The sequence below is a fragment of the Methylosinus sp. C49 genome (assembly GCF_009936375.1).
In the GTDB taxonomy this organism is placed as follows: Bacteria; Pseudomonadota; Alphaproteobacteria; order Rhizobiales; family Beijerinckiaceae; genus Methylosinus.
The window spans coordinates 1,947,523-1,964,028 of sequence record NZ_AP022332.1; the positions used below are offsets into that span (position 1 = coordinate 1,947,523).

Sequence of the window (16,506 nt, forward strand, 5' to 3'; positions counted from 1 at the left end):
CGCCCGCTGCCCATCCATCCGAACCAATGGAGCGCGACGATGAACGTGCAGGACAAGCGCCCGACGACGCCCCAGAGCGTGACCACCGGACCGATCGGCGCCTCGCGCAAGCTCTATTGCGCACCGCGCGGCCGCGAGGATATTCGCGTTCCCGTCCGCGAGATCGCGCTTCACCCCTCCGCCGGCGACGCGCCTCTGCGCGTCTATGATCCCTCCGGTCCTTATAGCTGCGGCGATTTCGCGCCAGATCTTGCGGCCGGCCTGCCGGCGGCGCGACGCTGGCTGGAGAGTCGCGCCGGGCTCGAGGCCTATGACGGCCGCGCGGTGAAACCGGAGGACAATGGCTTCGTCGGCGAGGATCGGCTGGTTCCGCCCTGTCCTGCGCCGCGCGCCATTCGCCGCGCCGCCGGCTCGGCGCCGGTGACGCAGCTCGAATTCGCGCGCGCCGGCATCGTCACCGAGGAGATGATCTATGTCGCGCATCGCGAGAATCTCTGCCGCGAGCGCGCCTTCGCGCAGTCGGGGGAGCGGATCGAGGCGGGGGAGGGCTTCGGCGCCGCGCTTCCGGCTTTCGTGACGCCGGAGTTCGTGCGCGAGGAGATCGCCCGCGGGCGCGCAATCATTCCCGCCAACGTCAATCATCCAGAAGCCGAGCCGATGATCATCGGCCGCAATTTCCTGGTGAAGGTCAACGCCAATATCGGCAATTCCGCTATCACCTCCTCGGTCGCCGAGGAGGTGGAGAAGATGGTGTGGGCGATCCGCTGGGGCGCCGATACGGTGATGGATCTCTCCACCGGCCGCAATATCCATAACATCCGCGACTGGATCATTCGCAACGCGCCCGTGCCGATCGGCACAGTGCCGATCTATCAGGCGTTGGAGAAAGTCGGCGGCGACGCCACCAAGCTCGATTGGGAAGTGTTCAAGGACACGCTGATCGAGCAGGCCGAGCAGGGCGTCGATTACTTCACCATTCACGCGGGCGTGCGTCTCGCCCATGTGCCGCTCACAGCCGATCGCGTCACCGGCATCGTCTCGCGCGGCGGCTCGATCATGGCGCGCTGGTGCCTCTCGCGACATTCTGAGAGCTTCCTCTATGAGCGCTTCGACGAGATTTGCGACATCATGCGCCGCTATGACGTCTCCTTCTCGCTCGGCGACGGATTGCGTCCGGGTTGCATCGCCGACGCCAATGACGCCGCGCAATTCGCCGAGCTGGAGACGCTGGGCGAATTGACCAAGATCGCCTGGGACAAGGGCTGCCAGGTGATGATCGAAGGCCCCGGCCATGTGCCGATGCACAAGATCAAAGTGAATATGGAAAAGCAGCTGCGCGATTGCGGCGAGGCGCCGTTCTACACGCTCGGCCCGCTCGTCACCGACATAGCGCCCGGCTATGATCACATCACCTCCGCCATCGGCGCTGCGATGATCGGCTGGTTCGGCACGGCCATGCTCTGCTATGTGACGCCCAAGGAGCATCTCGGCCTGCCCGATCGCGAGGATGTGAAGACCGGCGTCATCACTTATCGCATTGCAGCGCATGCGGCCGATCTCGCCAAGGGCCATCCCGCGGCGCAGGAACGCGACAACGCCATGAGCCGGGCGCGTTTCGATTTCCGCTGGGAGGATCAGTTCGACATTGGTCTCGATCCCGATACGGCGCGCCGCTATCACGACGAGACGCTACCCAAGGAGGCGCATAAGGTCGCGCATTTCTGCTCCATGTGCGGGCCGAAGTTCTGCTCCATGCAGATCACGCGCGATCTGCGCGAGGAGGCGGCCGCCATCGCCGAGCGCGAGAAGGGCTTTGCGGAAAAGAGCGCCGAGTTTCTCGAGAAGGGGGCAAAAATCTACGTGGCGGAATGAGCTTGTCGCGCGCTTCGTTCGCTTCTACCCTCGCGGCGGTGGCGGCGGCGGCGTTTCGACATGCGATTTGTTGTCATTCTTTTCCTCGTGATCTTCTCGGCGCCGGCCGGCGCGGAGGTCGGCATGGGGGACGCCGCCGCAGCGGCGTTGGCGGCGAAAGCCGCGCGAAACGACGCGGCGTCGCTGGCGGCTTTGGAGCGGGCCGCAGAGGGCGGCGACATCGACGCGCAGTTTCGACTCGGCGCCCTTTATCTCGAGAGCGGGCCTCGGCAGAATTTCGCCGAGGCGATGAGATGGTTTCGGCGAGCGTCCGATCAGGGGGATGCGGTCGCGGCCTATGACATAGGCGTTCTCTATCTGCAGGGGAACGGAGTCGATCCGAATGACGAGGCCGCCGCCGAATGGTTCCTTCTCGCCTGGGAAAGAGGAAACGTCGATGCGCGATACAATCTGGCGCAAATGTGCGCGCGAGGACGCGGCGTCGCCTGCGAACGTCGCGATCCGATCAATTGGCTCATAGAGGCCGCAGAGCGCGGACATTTGGGCGCGCAAAGAGATTTGGGCAGACGTTACTATGAGGGTGACGGCGTCGCGCGCGATCGCGTGAAAGCGCGGAAATGGCTGGGTGAGGCCGCCTTACATGACGATGCGCACGCCCTGAACCTGCTCGGCGTGATGATGGCGAGCGGCGATGGAGGCGCGCGAGATTCCCGAGCGGCTTGCGCAATTTTCGAGAAAGCGGCGAAGCAAGGCCTGGACGCCGCGCAATATAATTATGGCAATTGCCTTTTCAGCGGAACGACGGGGCGAAAAGACGCGCTCGGCGCCGTCGACTGGTTCCGTCGGGCGGCGGAGCAAGGCTTCGCCCAGGCGCAGTTCAATCTCGGCGTCGCTTATCGAAACGGGGACGGCGTCGCGCGCGACGAGAAGCTCGCGCTCACCTGGATCGAGGAGGCGGCGAAGCGCGGTCATGAACCGGCAAAGGAATATCTCCGTGGATCGAGCATCGCCACGCCGCGCTAGCGGAGCGCGCCGAGTCCGAGGCGCTCAAAGCCTCATGCTGCACTGCAAAAATAGCGGCCTGCCACGCGCTTCTCGCTCTGTTCACATCGGCGCCAAAGAACTGTCAATTACATTGACAGGCGCAGCGAAAACAGCCTATTTGCCCGCGGGACGATGCGCCCTGCAACAACAAAAGGGACAAATGCTCCCGCGTCCAAAAGAGGGAAACGGCAAATGAACATTCGCGCCATTGTGACGGCCGCTGCTCTGTCGCTCGGCATGGTCGGTCCGGTTTTCGCCGGCTGCGACACCAAGGATGAAGATGCGAAGGGCGTCTGCGTCGACAAGTGCTACTTCGAATATATCTCCATCAAGAATCGCTTCTCCTCGACCCCTGCGTCGATCGAGAAGGCCAAGTCCGACAAGGACGCCTGCTATCAGAAGTGCGGCTGCGAGCCGGCTTCGGTGAAGGAGTAATCCTTCCGGATCGACGCGAGTCCTGCCGGGAGCAGCTCCCGCATTCGCGATCGTGACGCCGCCGGGCGCGCGATATTTCGCGCGCCCAGGAGGTGTCCGCCGAATGGCGTTCGGTCGGTTTTCGATCGAATGCGTCGCGCGAATATCTCGCGCCGCTGTGTGTATGAATTTCAGACAGTGGTCGCGTTTCGGCGCCGCGCAATGCGCTGACGACGATGTCATTCGACACTCGAAAAATCAGCCGCGAAGCGGCGCGCTCGCCAAGCGACGGCGCGCTCGTTATTTCGATTTCCTCACTTTCGATGCGAGAACCGGCTTCGTCGTCGCCGAGGGAGCTTTCGGTTGTCTCGCGCCTTAGACCGGCTATTGTGCAGCGCATGACTGAGAGACAGCAAGCCGTCATCGGCGTCGTCACCGCCTCCGACCGCGCCAGCGCCGGCGTCTATGAGGATATCAGCGGACCGGCCATCGCCGCCTATTTCGAGAAGGTGCTGACCACGCCCTTCCGCATAGAGCGGCGCCTCATCCCCGATGGCTTCGAGAGCGTGCGCGACACGCTCATCGATCTCGCCGACAATATCGGCTGCGATCTCGTCGTCACCACCGGCGGAACGGGGCCGTCGCCGCGCGATCTGACGCCGGAGGCGACGCTGGCCGCCGCGCCGCGCGAATTGCCGGGCTTTGGCGAGTTGATGCGCAAAGTGTCGCTGGCGCAGACGCCGACGGCGATTTTGTCGCGGCAATTGGCCGCGCATCGCGGCAAATGCCTCGTCATCAACCTGCCCGGAAAGCCGGCCGCAATCGAGCTCTGCCTCGACGCGGTGATGCCGGCCGTGCCTTATTGTCTCGACCTCATCGGCGCGGCCTATATAGAGACCGATCCGGCGCGCGTCGCCGCCTTCCGCCCGAAAGGCAAATAGCCGCCCGATCGGGTGGGGCGTCTCCCCTTCTCTTTCGCGCATCGGGGCTGTATAGACTGGCCGCCGGCTCGAGTGAGGCCGCGTGAATTTCGAATGGGGGCGAAGCGTCATGAGCGATGTGCGGCTGGTCATCGTCGGCGCCGCCGGCCGCATGGGCCGGATGCTCATCGCCGCCGCCGGCGAGGCGAAAGGCGTGGCGCTGACCGGCGCAATCGTATCGGCCGATTCGCCAGTCCTCGGAGAGGACGCCGGCCTGCTGGTCGGGCGCCCTGCCAATGGCGTGCGCCTTTCCGCCGATGCGGCGGCCGCGCTGGCGAAGGCCGATGTGGCCATTGATTTTTCAACGCCCGCGACGACGGTGGCGCTGGCCGGGCTCGCGGCGGCCGCGGGCGTCGCCCATGTCATCGGAACCACCGGATTTTCGGGCGAGGACCTTGCCGCTCTCGCCGCGGCGGCCGAGCGCGTTCCCGTGGTGCGTTCCGGCAATATGAGCCTCGGCGTCAATCTTCTCGCTGTTCTGGTGGAGCAAGCCGCAAAGGCGCTCGGCTCCGCCTGGGACATAGAGATCGTCGAGATGCACCACCGCATGAAGGTGGACGCGCCCTCCGGCACGGCGCTCCTTTTGGGCGAGGCGGCGGCGCGGGGGCGGGAGATCGCGCTCGCCGAGCACAGTGCCCGCGCCCGCGACGGCCTCACCGGCGCGCGGCGGGAGGGCGACATAGGCTTCGCCTCGCTGCGCGGCGGCACGGTGGTGGGCGAGCATTCGGTTATTTTCGCCGGGGCGGGGGAGCGCATAGAGCTCGCGCATCGCGCCGAAGATCGCGGCATTTTCGCGCGCGGCGCGATCGCCGCTGCAATTTGGACGCGAGGCCGGCCGGCCGGCCTCTATTCTATGGCCGATGTGCTCGGCCTCGCCGGCGCCTGATCGCGCGCCGCATCGTTCGATTCGAGGGACATAGCCCGCATGGACCGTATTCTCGTCCTCCTCCGCCATGGCGAAAGCGAGTGGAACGCCAAAAATCTCTTCACGGGCTGGAAGAATCCCGATCTGACGCCCAAGGGCATAGAAGAGGCGCGGCGGGCCGGTCGGGAACTGAAGCGCATCGATCTGCGCTTCAACATCGGCTTCACCTCGCTGCTGCTGCGCGCTCAGCACACGCTCGATCTCACCTTTCACGAGCTCGGGCAGAGAGATGTGCCCGTCATCCGCAGCCGCGCGCTCAATGAGCGGCATTACGGCGACCTCTCCGGCCTCAACAAGGATGAGGCGCGCCAGCAATGGGGCGAGGAGCAGGTGCGGCTGTGGCGGCGCTCCTATGACGTCGCGCCGCCCGGCGGCGAGAGCCTCAAGGATACGGTGGCGCGCGTGCTGCCTTTCTATTGCCAGGAGATCCTGCCGCGCGCCATGAGGGGAGAGCGTGTGCTGGTCGCCGCCCATGGCAATTCGCTGCGCGCTCTGGCCATGGTGCTCGACCGGCTGACGCCCGAATCGGTGTCCTCGCTCGAGATCGCTACCGGCATGCCGATCGTCTACCGGCTCAATTCCGATTCGACCGTCGCCACCAAGGAAGTGCTCGACCGGTGATGCGAGGCCGCTCCGCGCCGGATGGAGCGATCATGTCCGAGATGGAGCCGGGCGTTCGCCTCTATGGCGGCTATTTCGACGAAGCGGCGCAGCTCGCTCTGCTGCGCGAGCTGGAGCGGATCGTCGCCCGCGCGCCCTGGTTCACGCCGACCATGCCGCGGACGGGACAGCCGTTCTCCGTGCGCATGACCAATTGCGGCCCGCTCGGCTGGCTCAGCGATCAGGCGCGCGGCTATCGCTATGAGGCGCGCCATCCCGAAACCGGCGAGCCCTGGCCGCCCATGCCGCAAATGCTGCTCGACGCCTGGGCCGCGCTGGCCGAGCATCCGCATCCGCCGCAGGCCTGCCTGGTGAATTACTATGGGCGCGAAGCCAAGATGGGCGCGCATCAAGATCGCGACGAAGCTGATTTTTCGGCGCCGATTCTCTCCATTTCTCTCGGCGCCGATTGCCGTTTTCGTCTCGGCGGCGCGCGGCGCTCCGATTCGTCGCGGGCCTTCGTTCTGTCGTCGGGCGATGTGCTGACGCTGGGCGGCCCGTCGCGGCTGCGCTTTCATGGCGTCGATCGCTTGCTGCCCGAGCTCGCTCCCAGGCTCGCGTCGCCGTTATTCGCCGAGGGCGGACGCATCAATCTGACGCTGCGCCGCGTTACCTAACGATATTTCAGGCCCCGTTCAGGCGGGGGAGCATATTGTCACCAATAGCGCTCCGATATAGTTTCCCGGCCGCGGGATGAACGATCGGCGCTGGCGTCACGCCCGGGGCCGGAAAGACCAAGACAGTCGGTTCCCAGGGGACGACGCTTCGAGGAAAGGAACGAGGATGCATATCATTTCCAAATTGGCGCTCGCTGCGAGCGTCGCTTTCGTCGCCACGGCCGGCCAGGCGATCGCCGCCGGCGATCCCGCGGCGGGCGAGAAGGTCTTCAACAAGTGCAAGGCCTGCCATCAGGTCGGCGAGACGGCCAAGAACGCCGTGGCTCCCGAGCTCAACGGCATCAACGGCCGCAAGGCCGCCTCGGTCGAGGGCTACACCTATTCCGACGCGCTGAAGGGCGCCGGCATCACCTGGGACGAGGCCGTCTTCAAGGAATTCGTCAAGAATCCGAAGGCCAAGGTTCCCGGCACGAAGATGGTCTTCCCGGGCCTCGCCTCCGAGGCGGACCAGGACAATGTCTGGGCCTATCTCAGCCAGTTCGGCGCCGACGGCAAGAAGAAGTAATCCGAACCTTTCGTTCGGTTGGCGAAAGCGGCCCTCGCGGGCCGCTTTTTCTTTTGCCGGATAGGGGCTAAATGCCCTCGTGACAGTGTGGAGAGAGAGCCGAGTTGACGCGCAAGCCAGACGAAGTCCCAGCCGAGCTGATGCAGGAGCTCGCGACCCTGCCGGTGTTTTACGCGTTGGAGCGGCGGCGCGTCGTTGTCGCCGGCGGCTCGGATGGCGCCGCCTGGAAGGCGGACCTCGCCGCCGCGGCGGGGGCTTGGGTCGATGTCTTCGCGGCGTCTCCGTCGCCACGGCTGCAGGCCGTCGTCGCGGCGCGCGAGCGCCTCACCCTGCACGAGCGCGGCTGGCGCGCGGATGATCTCGCCGGGGCGGCCATGGCGCTCGCCGTCATCGAGGACGACGCCGAGGCGCAGGCCTTTCGTGACGCGGCGAAAGGGCAGGGCGTTCCCGTCAATCTCACCGATCGGCCCGCGCTCAGCGATTTTCTGATGGGCGCCATCGTCAATCGCTCGCCGCTGGTCATCGGCGTCTCCACCAGCGGCGCGGCGCCGGCCTTCGCCCAGGCCGTACGCGCCCGGGTCGAGACGCTGATTCCATCGAGCTTCTCCGCCTGGACCAGAGCGGCGCGCGCCTGGCGTCCGCGCGTGATGGCCTCGGGCCTGGATTTTTTTGCGCGCCGCGATTTCTGGCGGCGTTTTACGCGCGAGGCTTTCGCGCGTGTCGAGCATGCGCCGCAGGACATCGACCTCGACGCGCTGCTCGAGGAGACGCGCCGCGCCGATGAAGCTTCCACGCGCGGTCGCGTCACTCTGGTCGGCGCCGGGCCGGGCGACCCGGAGCTGCTGACGCTGAAAGGCCTGCGCGCGCTCGTCGGCGCCGATGTCGTTCTCTTCGACGATCTGGTGCCAGCCGCCGTGCTCGATCTCGCGCGGCGCGAGGCGGTGCGCATCAATGTCGGCAAGCGCGGCTATGCGCCGTCGGTGAAGCAGGAGGAGATCACCGCTCTCTTGGTGAAGCTCGCCAAGGAAGGCAAGAATGTCGTGCGTCTCAAGGGCGGCGATCCGATGATCTTCGGCCGCGCCAATGAGGAGATCGGCGCCATTCGCGCCGCCGGCCTCGAGGCGGAGATCGTGCCCGGCGTGACGGCGGCGCTCGCCGCGGCGGCGGCGCTCGAAGTCTCGCTCACCAATCGCGACACGGCGCGCCGCGTGCAATTCGTCACCGCGCATACGAGCGACGGCAAATTCCCCGAGGACATAGATTGGCGCGCGCTCGCCGACCGCCGTGCGACGACGGCGGTCTATATGGGCAATCGCACGCTTCCCGCTCTGTCGAAGCGCCTGCTCGAGGAGGGCATGGATCCGGCGACGCCGGCCTTTCTCGTCGAGCGCGCCAGCACGCCGCAGCAGCGCATCATCGCGGGCGCGATCGGCGATCTGCCGCAGCGCGTCGCGCAGGAGACGCTCGAAGGGCCTTGCCTCGTGCTGATCGGCGCGACGCTGCGCGGTTGAGCGTTCAATATTTGAACGACAATGTCGCCGAAATAGAGCGCGGCTCGCCGCGAAAGAGCGCGCCGCCGGACGTAAAATTCGGTCGATCGGTGAGATTGCTCGCGCTCACGTCGAGCTTCCAATGGTCGTCGAAACGATAGCCGAGCGAGGCGCCGAGCATCTGCTGCGGCGCGAGGGTGAAGCCATAGACATTGGGCAGCGTCGCCTCCGCCGCGCTGGCGTAATAATAGCTCATGCCCAGCTCCAATCCGCGCAGCGCATCCCATTCCGGCTTGTAGTCGAGGCTGACGCTGAAGACGCGGCGCGGCGCGCCGAGGAGATCGCTGCCCGCTTGTGAGGGGACGTTGGAATCCTTTGCGACGACGGCGTGCAGAAAAGTGGCCGCGCCGCTCGCCTGAAGGCCGGGGAGAATTTCACCCGAGAGGTTGAATTCCACGCCATGGCTGTGCTGCCGTCCGGTGACGAGAGCGTAAAATCCGCTGGGAGCGGCCGGATCGGCGATAGCGACATGATCGCGCGTCACATCGAACAGGCCCACTTCGAAACGCGCTTTATATTCGGGAAAGCGCCGCTCGAAGCCGATCTCATATTGCGTGTCCTGCTGCGGCGGCGGCGCGTCGCCGCCTCTCACGCGCACGGATATGTTGGGAATGAGCGAGCGGCCGTATGCGACGAAGAAATGCGTTTTTTCGTCTGGCCGAAACAATAGGCCGCCGCGCGGGCTGAAATAGCCGCGCGTTCCTTTGCCCAGCGTGGCGGAGGAGGTTCCAGAGAGCGCGCCGAACGGATCGAAGACGGTCTCGCGCTGCGCCAGCAGATCGTAGCGGCCGCCGAGCAGAATGCGCCATTGCGGCGAGAGATCGACGAGATCCTGCGCATAGACGGAGCGGCTCCATGCGCGCGCCGCGCCATTGGCCCATTGCGCGCCGGAATAGTCGACGCCGAGCGGATAGGCGGGCGCGCCTATGTCGATGTCCGGCAGCGGATCGCGCGCGAATTTTTCGTCATGGCCGTAGAAATAATCCCAATGCTCGAGACCGAGAAAGACGCTGTGCCCGACGTCGCCCGTCGTGAAGCGTCCGTTCAGCCGCAATTGCGCATCGAAATTTCGCGACGCCTGATGCGTTTGCACCGGGCGCCCGAGCGTCACCGAATGGAGGCCGTCATAGCCCCAACCGAGAAACCAGCCGTATTTGCTGCCGTTCAGCGAATAATCGACGACCGATGTGAGCGACCAATCGGAGTCGAAGGCGTGCTCATAGGTGAAGGTGAAATCCGCCGAATTCGGCTTCTCGTGCTCATAGACCGGCGCGCCGGCGTAGAAGGCGCGCGGCGTGTGCAGAAAGATCGGCGCGGCGGGGACGCCGTCGCGATAGACGAGGCGCGCGGCGTGATATTCCGCGCGCAAAGTCGCCTTGTCGCCATTGTCGAGGATGAGCGCCGCCGACGGCGCGATGAGAAAGCCGCGCGAGCGCACATAATCCACGAAGCTGCCGGCGCTCTGCGCGAAGCCCGTCATGCGAAACAGCAGCGTGTTGGCGTTGTTCAGCGGCGTATTCACGTCGAAGGTCGTGCGATAGACGTCATATGCGCCGATCGTCGCCGTTCCGCGCGCGAAAGTCTCCGTCATCGGCGCCTTGCGAATGTAATTCGCCGAGCCGCCATAGCCGCCGAGCGCCTTGCCGAACAGCATGGCGGAGGGCCCTTTGTAGAATTCGACGTGATCGATGGTCGAGAGATTGACGTCTTGCGTGCTGAAGCCATGCGCGGCGCCGTCGAAAAGGGTGAGCCCGCCGGGAAAGCCGCGCATCACGAAGCCCGGCGAATAGCCGGAATCGGCGACCGGCGCATTGACGAAGACGCCCGCGACATCCTTGCCGAGAGTCTTCGCTTTCGGCGCGTCGTCCTTTTCCTTTTTTTCTCCCAGTCGCATTTGCGCGACGCCGACTCTCGCTTCCTCCGTCACCTCCTCGCAACGAGCGGGCGCGGGCAGAGCGAAGACGGAGATCATCGCTATGTCGCATAGGCTTCGACGCAGACGACAGGAAGAAAGCACGCTGGACGGCGCGTCTCGCCTTTCGCTCCGATCGAGCAAAAACAAGAGATCTACGCTCGTCGGGCGACGCTCCGCGCGCGTCGCCCGAGAATATGCGTCAGGATGAAACCTCACATGAACCTCACGGCAAAACGCGCCGCTGCACAGAGCGAAACTCGTCCCGGCGCAGCATGCCGCTCTCTTATAACGCACTCCATTTCGACTGCAATCGAACGACGAAATTCATCGCTGAATCTTTCACCAACCTGTCACGTTACTTTCGTGAGACATTGCTGAAAATGCATGCGCGGCCGAATGCGCTTTGCGCGCCGCGCGCTTCTTCCACCAAATATAGACGCCGGTGACGGACAGCATGGCGATGACGAGGCCGAGCGCGCAGACGAAGATGCGATAGGGAAGGCCGAACACGCTCGCCATATGCAGAGCGACGAGCCAAGCGGTGATCGTATTGCCGGAGTGCTGGCCGGTCGGCAGATCGAGGCGGCGCAGCTCGCCCGTATAGGCGTCGAAGAAGACGGAGGTGGCGCCGTGCCTGTCGCCGACGTCGCGAGACGAATGCACGCGATATTCGAACACGCCTTTCTCGCGGATCAGATAGAAGGCCGTCACCGGCCCGACGGAAAAACCATCGGCGGCGGCGCGTTCGTTCATCAGCCGGGCGCCTGTGGCCTGCGCGATTTCCCATCCGAGCGGCGTCTTTTCGGCGGACGGAGCGACGTCGGGCGTCGCGGCCCAGATCGGCTGCTCATAATGGAAGAAAAGATTCGTGACGCGCGCATAGACGCTGTTGAGATCCATATAGACGCTGGACCAGGCGAAGATCAGCAGAGCGCCCCACATCCACAGGCCGCCGGCGCGATGCAGATCGAAATTCAGCCGATAGAAGGAGCTGCTGGTCTTTATGAGCCAGGCGGGTTTCCAGCGCGCGAGATAGGAGCGCGCATTGGCGCGGCTCGGCAGGGGCAGCGTGAGATAGAAGGCGACGAAGCAGTCGATCGTCCAGACCAGCGCGACAATGCCGAGAATCCATGCGCCCACGCGGCCCATCGCCAGCTCGTAATGCAGGCTGTAGACGAAGGGCATTATGCCGGCGCGCGAGGTCGGCAGACCGTTCCATCTTATGCGATCGCCGAGCTCCTCCCCGGTGACGCGATCGAGCGCGATGCTGTCGAATGGGAGAGGCGGCGCGCCGGGACGGGCGTCGACACCGATCTGCGCGACGCCTTCCTCGCCGAGATAGACGGTGTTGACGCGCGCCTCGGGAGCGATCGCCTCGGCGCGGCGCAACAGCGCCGCTGGCTCGAGCTCGACGCCGGCGTGGCGTCCGGGATGGATCTCCGGCGCGAAGAAATGATCGAGCTCGGGAAGAAAAGCGAGCATGCTGCCGGTCAGCCCGACGACGATCAGAAAAGCCGCCATCGTCAGACCGGCCCAGCGATGCAGCCAAACAAAAAATGCGCGCGTCATGAATGGCCTCCTGTTTCGTTTCCGCCGCGTCGAAAAGATCGCGCGCTTTTCGGCGAAGCGCAAATGTCACGGGAACGTCACGGCGCGTCGGGAGGGTTTGCCGGTGGTCATGTGACGGAGGCGGCCGGGACGAAGCTCGGCGCATATCGCCGTCGCCGAGAGAGCCGGCTCAGCGCAGCGCGTCGGACAGCGCCTCGAGGAAAGCGTCGCCATATTGCGCGAGCTTGTGCTCGCCGACGCCTTGCACGCGGCGCATCTCGTCGAGCGTCGCCGGGCGGCGCGACGCCATCTCGATCAGCGTGCGATCGGGGAAGACCATATAGGCGGGCAGGCCGGCGTCGCGCGCCAGCTCCAGGCGCTTTTTCTTCAGCGCCGCCAGCACGCGCTCCTCCTGCTCGTCCAGCGGCGTCGCGCGCGGCGCCTCGCCGCGCTTGCCGCGCGGCGCCTTCGCTGTCAGCGGATCGCGGCGCAGCGAAATCTGCGCTCGGCCGAAGAGAATATCCTCGCCCTTTTGCGTCAGGTGAAAGCCGCCATGCTCCGTGCTCGCCAGAGCGCGCGCCGCGAAGAGCTGCCGCAGGATCGCGCTCCAATCCTGCTTGGAGCGATCCTTGCCGACGCCGAAAGTCTTTATGGAGTCATGGCCGTTGCGGCGCACCGCCTCGCTCGCCTCGCCGATGAGAATATCGGCGAGATAGCCGGCGCCGAAGCGCTGGCCCGTGCGCATGGCGGCGGAAAGCGCCTTTTGCGCATCCACCGTGCCGTCATAGACCTGCACCTGGCCGAGACAGACGTCGCAGCGTCCGCAGGGCGGGCTCTCCTCGTCGAAATAGGCGAGCAAGGTCTGGCGCCGGCAGGAGGGCGTCTCGCAGAGCATTGCGAGGGCGGAGAAGCGGTCGTGCTCTATGCGCTTGCGCTCATCGGCGACGTCTTTCTGATCGATCTGCCGGCGGCGGAAGGCCATGTCGTCGAGGCCGTAGAGCGTGAGCGTGTCGGCCGGCAGCCCGTCGCGGCCGGCGCGGCCGATCTCCTGATAATAGGATTCGACGCTGGACGGCATGTCCGCATGCGCGACGAAGCGCACGTCCGGCTTGTTGACGCCCATGCCAAAGGCGATCGTCGCGACGGCGATGATTCCGTCCTCTTGCAGGAAGCGATCCTGATTGCGATTGCGCAGCGTCTGCTCGAGCCCGGCGTGATAGGCGATGGTCTCGTGGCCCCGCTCGGCGAAATAGGCGGCGAGCTTTTCGGTGGCGTCGCGCGAGGAGCAATAGACGATGCCGCTCTCGCCGCGATGCTTTTCCAGAAAGCGCAACAGCTGGCGGCGCGGACTGTCCTTGGCTGCGAAATTGAGCGCCAGATTGGGCCGGTCGAAGCTGTGCAGAAAGACATGCGGATTGGTCTTGAACAAGCGCTGGGCGATGTCGGCGCGCGTCGCCTTGTCGGCGGTGGCGGTGAGGCCGACGACTTGCGCGCCGAGCGTCGCCGCCGTCGCTCCGAGCTCGCGATATTCCGGGCGGAAATCATGGCCCCATTCGGAGACGCAATGCGCTTCGTCTATGGCGAGGCGCGCTGCGCCGGCGCGTTGCAGCTCGGCGATGAGGCCGGGCATGACCAGCCGCTCCGGCGAGACGAACAAGAGCCGCAATTCGCCGGTGCGAATGCCGCGGCGCGCCTCGTCATTCTCGGCGGCGTCGTTCATGGAGTTGAGCGTCGCCGCCGGCACGCCATAGGCGCGCATCTGCCGCACCTGATCGCGCATCAGCGCGATGAGCGGCGAGACGACCACGGTGAGCTTGCCGTCGACGAGCGCGGGCAGCTGATAGCACATGGATTTGCCGCTGCCCGTGGGCATTATGGCGAGCACCGGCTCGCCGGCCAGCACGGCGGCGATGATCTCCGCCTGGCCGGGCCGGAAGTCCTCATAGCCGAACACGGATTTGAGCAGCGCGCGCGCCTGCGGGGGGAGGGAGGGCATGGGGAGGAGTTAGCACGCCGGGGGACGGGGCGCGAGGGCGGCGCGGCGGGCGTCCGATTTCGGCCAAAGTAGACGATCCGTCACATTGTTCGCCACAATATGGACGATCATTCTCCAGTTCGCGGTTTCGCGTTCGATTTGCTTGCTTCTCGAGGATTTCGTTTCATGCTCATGAAATTCGACAATCATCTGCCGCTCGCCGCCCTCGACGTCATCGGCGCCGGCCAGACCGGCGGCTGGGGGAAGATCGCCATTTCGGTCGAGGCGCGCAGCGTCAAATATGCCGATTCCGTCGCCGCGCCGGCTTCGCCCAACGCCTGGTGCTATATTCGTCAGGGCTCGCCGCAGGAGCGCGCCGCCAGTCTCGAGAATTATCTCGGGCCGATCGTCAATGTCACGCGCGGACGCCCGCTCGAGGTGGTCTGGATCAACCGAATCGGCTCCATGCCGGCGGAAAAGCCCGGCGACGCGCGCTCGCTCGCCATGCCGCCGATCGATCCGCCGCCCATGGATCTCGCCGAGGACATAGACCAGTATAAATCGATGAATTATCCGGTCGGCGTCGTCGCCCATCTGCACGGCGCCAAGGCGCGGCCGGATTCGGACGGCTGGCCGCTGAGCCCGGCGAGCTTCGAGGGCAATCCTTACGGAATGCCGGCCTATCGCTCCTATTGCTATCCCAACGACCAGCGCGCGGCCATGCTGTGGTTCCACGATCATGGCATGGACAATACGGCGGTGCAGGTGCACGCCGGCCTCGCGGGGCTCTATTTCGTGCGCGACAATTCGGACGCGGAGCTCTTTCATCTCATCGGCGACGAGACGCAGGAATTGCCGCTCGTCATTCAGGACCGCTGCCTGAACGCCGACGGCGCCGGGGTGAGCTATCTGAAGGGCGTTCCGCTGCAAAAGGATCCGGCGACCGGCAAGCGCTCCTTCATTCGGCCGGAGTTTCTCGGCGACACGATTCTCGTCAATGGCCGGCCGTGGCCGCACGCCCATGTCAATCCCAAGATCTATCGCTTGCGCATTCTCAATGGCTCCAACGCCCGCAGCTATGCGCTGACGCTCGCCGATCCCGACGGCAAGATCGGCGGCAAGATCTGGTATGGCGATCTTCTCACCGCCATCGGCAATGACGGCGGCCTGTTCAGCCGCGGCGAGAAGCTCGAGGAGCTGGATTATCTGCTGCTGGCGCCGGGCGAGCGTCTCGACGTGCTGCTCGATCTCACTCAAATCGACAATGACGTCCTCGGCTCTCTTCATCTCGTCAATCTGTCGATCGCCGGCTATGATCCGGCGCAGCCGCAGCAGGAGCCGATCTTTCAGAACGACGCCAATTCCGTCTTCGCGCCGGGAACGCCGGAGGCGCTGACGGCGATCGCCTTCACGCAAAAGAGCGATGGCCCGCATGCCGATCTGCCGCTCGCCAATGTGATGGAGTTCCGCATCGTCGACGCCGCGCATACGCATGGCGCGGCGAGCCCAGCCGCGTCGGCGGCGCGCCATGCCGCGGCGGCGCCGCTCGATCGCGTCACGCTCGACAAGATTTTGCTGCGCTACGCCGATGACGAGAGCTTCCGCTGGGACGCCAGCAAGCCCGCATTGACGCGCGCCAACGCCGATGCGCCCGTGGTGCGCAATCGCTTCGTGCTGCTGATGAACGACACCGCCGGCAAGGCCGATGTCGAGCCGGTCAGCCCGATCACCGGCGGACCCTGGCGCGACACCCAAATGTGGGAGCTGCGTCCCTCCACCGCGCCCATAGGCGACGCCAGCGCCTTCACCGTGCCCTTCGACGCCAGGCTGGCGACGCCTTGGGAGGAGGGCCAGCCCGCGGCGGGCGTCGCCTATCAGGTCTCGCGCGCCTTTTTCTTCGAGCCCGCCGATCCCAATCCGCCCCATGCGGCGCGCCGCGCCGATCCGCTATGGCCGCTCGCGACCGACAATGTCGATCCCGCCGGCTATCCGCCCATCTATCGCTACGCGCATCTCTATCGGCACAATCCAGCGGCGGGGCGCGCCGTCATCCGCCCGCGCGAGGGCAGCTATGAGCGCTGGTATGTCGCCAATATCGGCAATGATCAGGCGCATCTCGCCGATGGCGTTCCCGATATGCATCCGTTCCATATGCATCTCGTGAATTTCGTCGTGCTGCGGCGTTTTCGCCTGCGCAAGGACGCCGCCGAGAACTCGGTCTTCGCGCGCATAGAGCGGCGGCTCGATTTCGATGGAGTCGTGCGGCACGACACGGTGCGGATTCAATCCAACGAGCTGGTCGAGCTGCTCGTGCATTTCCCGCGCGGCTATACGGGCGTCTATCCCTATCACTGCCATCTGGTGGAGCATGAGGACATGGGCATGATGCTGCATTTCGACGTGCAGCCTCAAGGCGCGCCCTGAGCCTCGATTCGGCGCGG

General features: G+C 65.3%; 13 protein-coding genes. 10 read left to right on the forward strand and 3 right to left on the reverse strand.

Going from position 1 to position 16,506, the window contains the following annotated elements; genetic code table 11:
- Window positions 1–39 precede the first annotated feature (39 nt).
- From thiC to cysG, 9 genes are all read left to right on the forward strand, one after another.
- Window positions 40–1,872: a phosphomethylpyrimidine synthase ThiC gene (gene thiC / locus GYH34_RS09415; protein ID WP_161913348.1), complete on the forward strand. Its 1,833-nt coding sequence runs from the start codon at window positions 40–42 to the stop codon at window positions 1,870–1,872.
- 60 nt (window positions 1,873–1,932) lie between these two features.
- Window positions 1,933–2,895 (forward strand): tetratricopeptide repeat protein, encoded by a 963-nt coding sequence (locus GYH34_RS09420; protein WP_161913349.1) that lies wholly within the window; start codon window positions 1,933–1,935, stop codon window positions 2,893–2,895.
- Window positions 2,896–3,108: 213 nt separating this feature from the next.
- On the forward strand, window positions 3,109–3,351 hold the full coding sequence (locus GYH34_RS09425) for a hypothetical protein (RefSeq protein ID WP_036308939.1): 243 nt from the start codon (window positions 3,109–3,111) through the stop codon (window positions 3,349–3,351).
- Window positions 3,352–3,728: 377 nt separating this feature from the next.
- Window positions 3,729–4,271, forward strand: a complete 543-nt coding sequence (mog, locus tag GYH34_RS09430) for a molybdopterin adenylyltransferase (RefSeq protein ID WP_018266195.1) — start codon at window positions 3,729–3,731, stop codon at window positions 4,269–4,271.
- A 109-nt stretch (window positions 4,272–4,380) separates the two neighbouring features.
- Entirely contained in the window at window positions 4,381–5,196 is an 816-nt protein-coding gene (dapB, locus tag GYH34_RS09435) for a 4-hydroxy-tetrahydrodipicolinate reductase (RefSeq protein ID WP_161913350.1), read from the forward strand.
- A 39-nt stretch (window positions 5,197–5,235) separates the two neighbouring features.
- Complete coding sequence (locus tag GYH34_RS09440; protein ID WP_161913351.1) at window positions 5,236–5,856, forward strand: 2,3-bisphosphoglycerate-dependent phosphoglycerate mutase; 621 nt, start codon at window positions 5,236–5,238, stop codon at window positions 5,854–5,856.
- A 32-nt stretch (window positions 5,857–5,888) separates the two neighbouring features.
- Window positions 5,889–6,512 (forward strand): alpha-ketoglutarate-dependent dioxygenase AlkB, encoded by a 624-nt coding sequence (locus tag GYH34_RS09445; RefSeq protein WP_161913352.1) that lies wholly within the window; start codon window positions 5,889–5,891, stop codon window positions 6,510–6,512.
- A 166-nt stretch (window positions 6,513–6,678) separates the two neighbouring features.
- Window positions 6,679–7,077, forward strand: a complete 399-nt coding sequence (locus GYH34_RS09450; protein ID WP_161913353.1) for a cytochrome c-554 — start codon at window positions 6,679–6,681, stop codon at window positions 7,075–7,077.
- Between the two features lie 104 nt (window positions 7,078–7,181).
- On the forward strand, window positions 7,182–8,588 hold the full coding sequence (gene cysG / locus GYH34_RS09455; RefSeq protein ID WP_161913354.1) for a siroheme synthase CysG: 1,407 nt from the start codon (window positions 7,182–7,184) through the stop codon (window positions 8,586–8,588).
- A 4-nt stretch (window positions 8,589–8,592) separates the two neighbouring features.
- Here cysG and GYH34_RS09460 read toward each other — a convergent pair whose 3' ends face one another.
- The 3 genes from GYH34_RS09460 to recQ form a co-directional block, all read right to left on the reverse strand.
- Entirely contained in the window at window positions 8,593–10,599 is a 2,007-nt protein-coding gene (locus tag GYH34_RS09460; RefSeq protein WP_161913355.1) for a TonB-dependent receptor, read from the reverse strand.
- 282 nt (window positions 10,600–10,881) lie between these two features.
- Window positions 10,882–12,111, reverse strand: coding sequence for a PepSY-associated TM helix domain-containing protein (locus GYH34_RS09465; protein ID WP_161913356.1), 1,230 nt, complete (start codon window positions 12,109–12,111; stop codon window positions 10,882–10,884).
- 169 nt (window positions 12,112–12,280) lie between these two features.
- Window positions 12,281–14,086, reverse strand: a complete 1,806-nt coding sequence (gene recQ / locus GYH34_RS09470; protein ID WP_161913357.1) for a DNA helicase RecQ — start codon at window positions 14,084–14,086, stop codon at window positions 12,281–12,283.
- Between the two features lie 165 nt (window positions 14,087–14,251).
- On the opposite strand from recQ, the gene GYH34_RS09475 reads away from it, so the two are divergent.
- On the forward strand, window positions 14,252–16,489 hold the full coding sequence (locus GYH34_RS09475; protein WP_161913358.1) for a multicopper oxidase domain-containing protein: 2,238 nt from the start codon (window positions 14,252–14,254) through the stop codon (window positions 16,487–16,489).
- The last annotated feature ends 17 nt before the right edge of the window (window positions 16,490–16,506 follow it).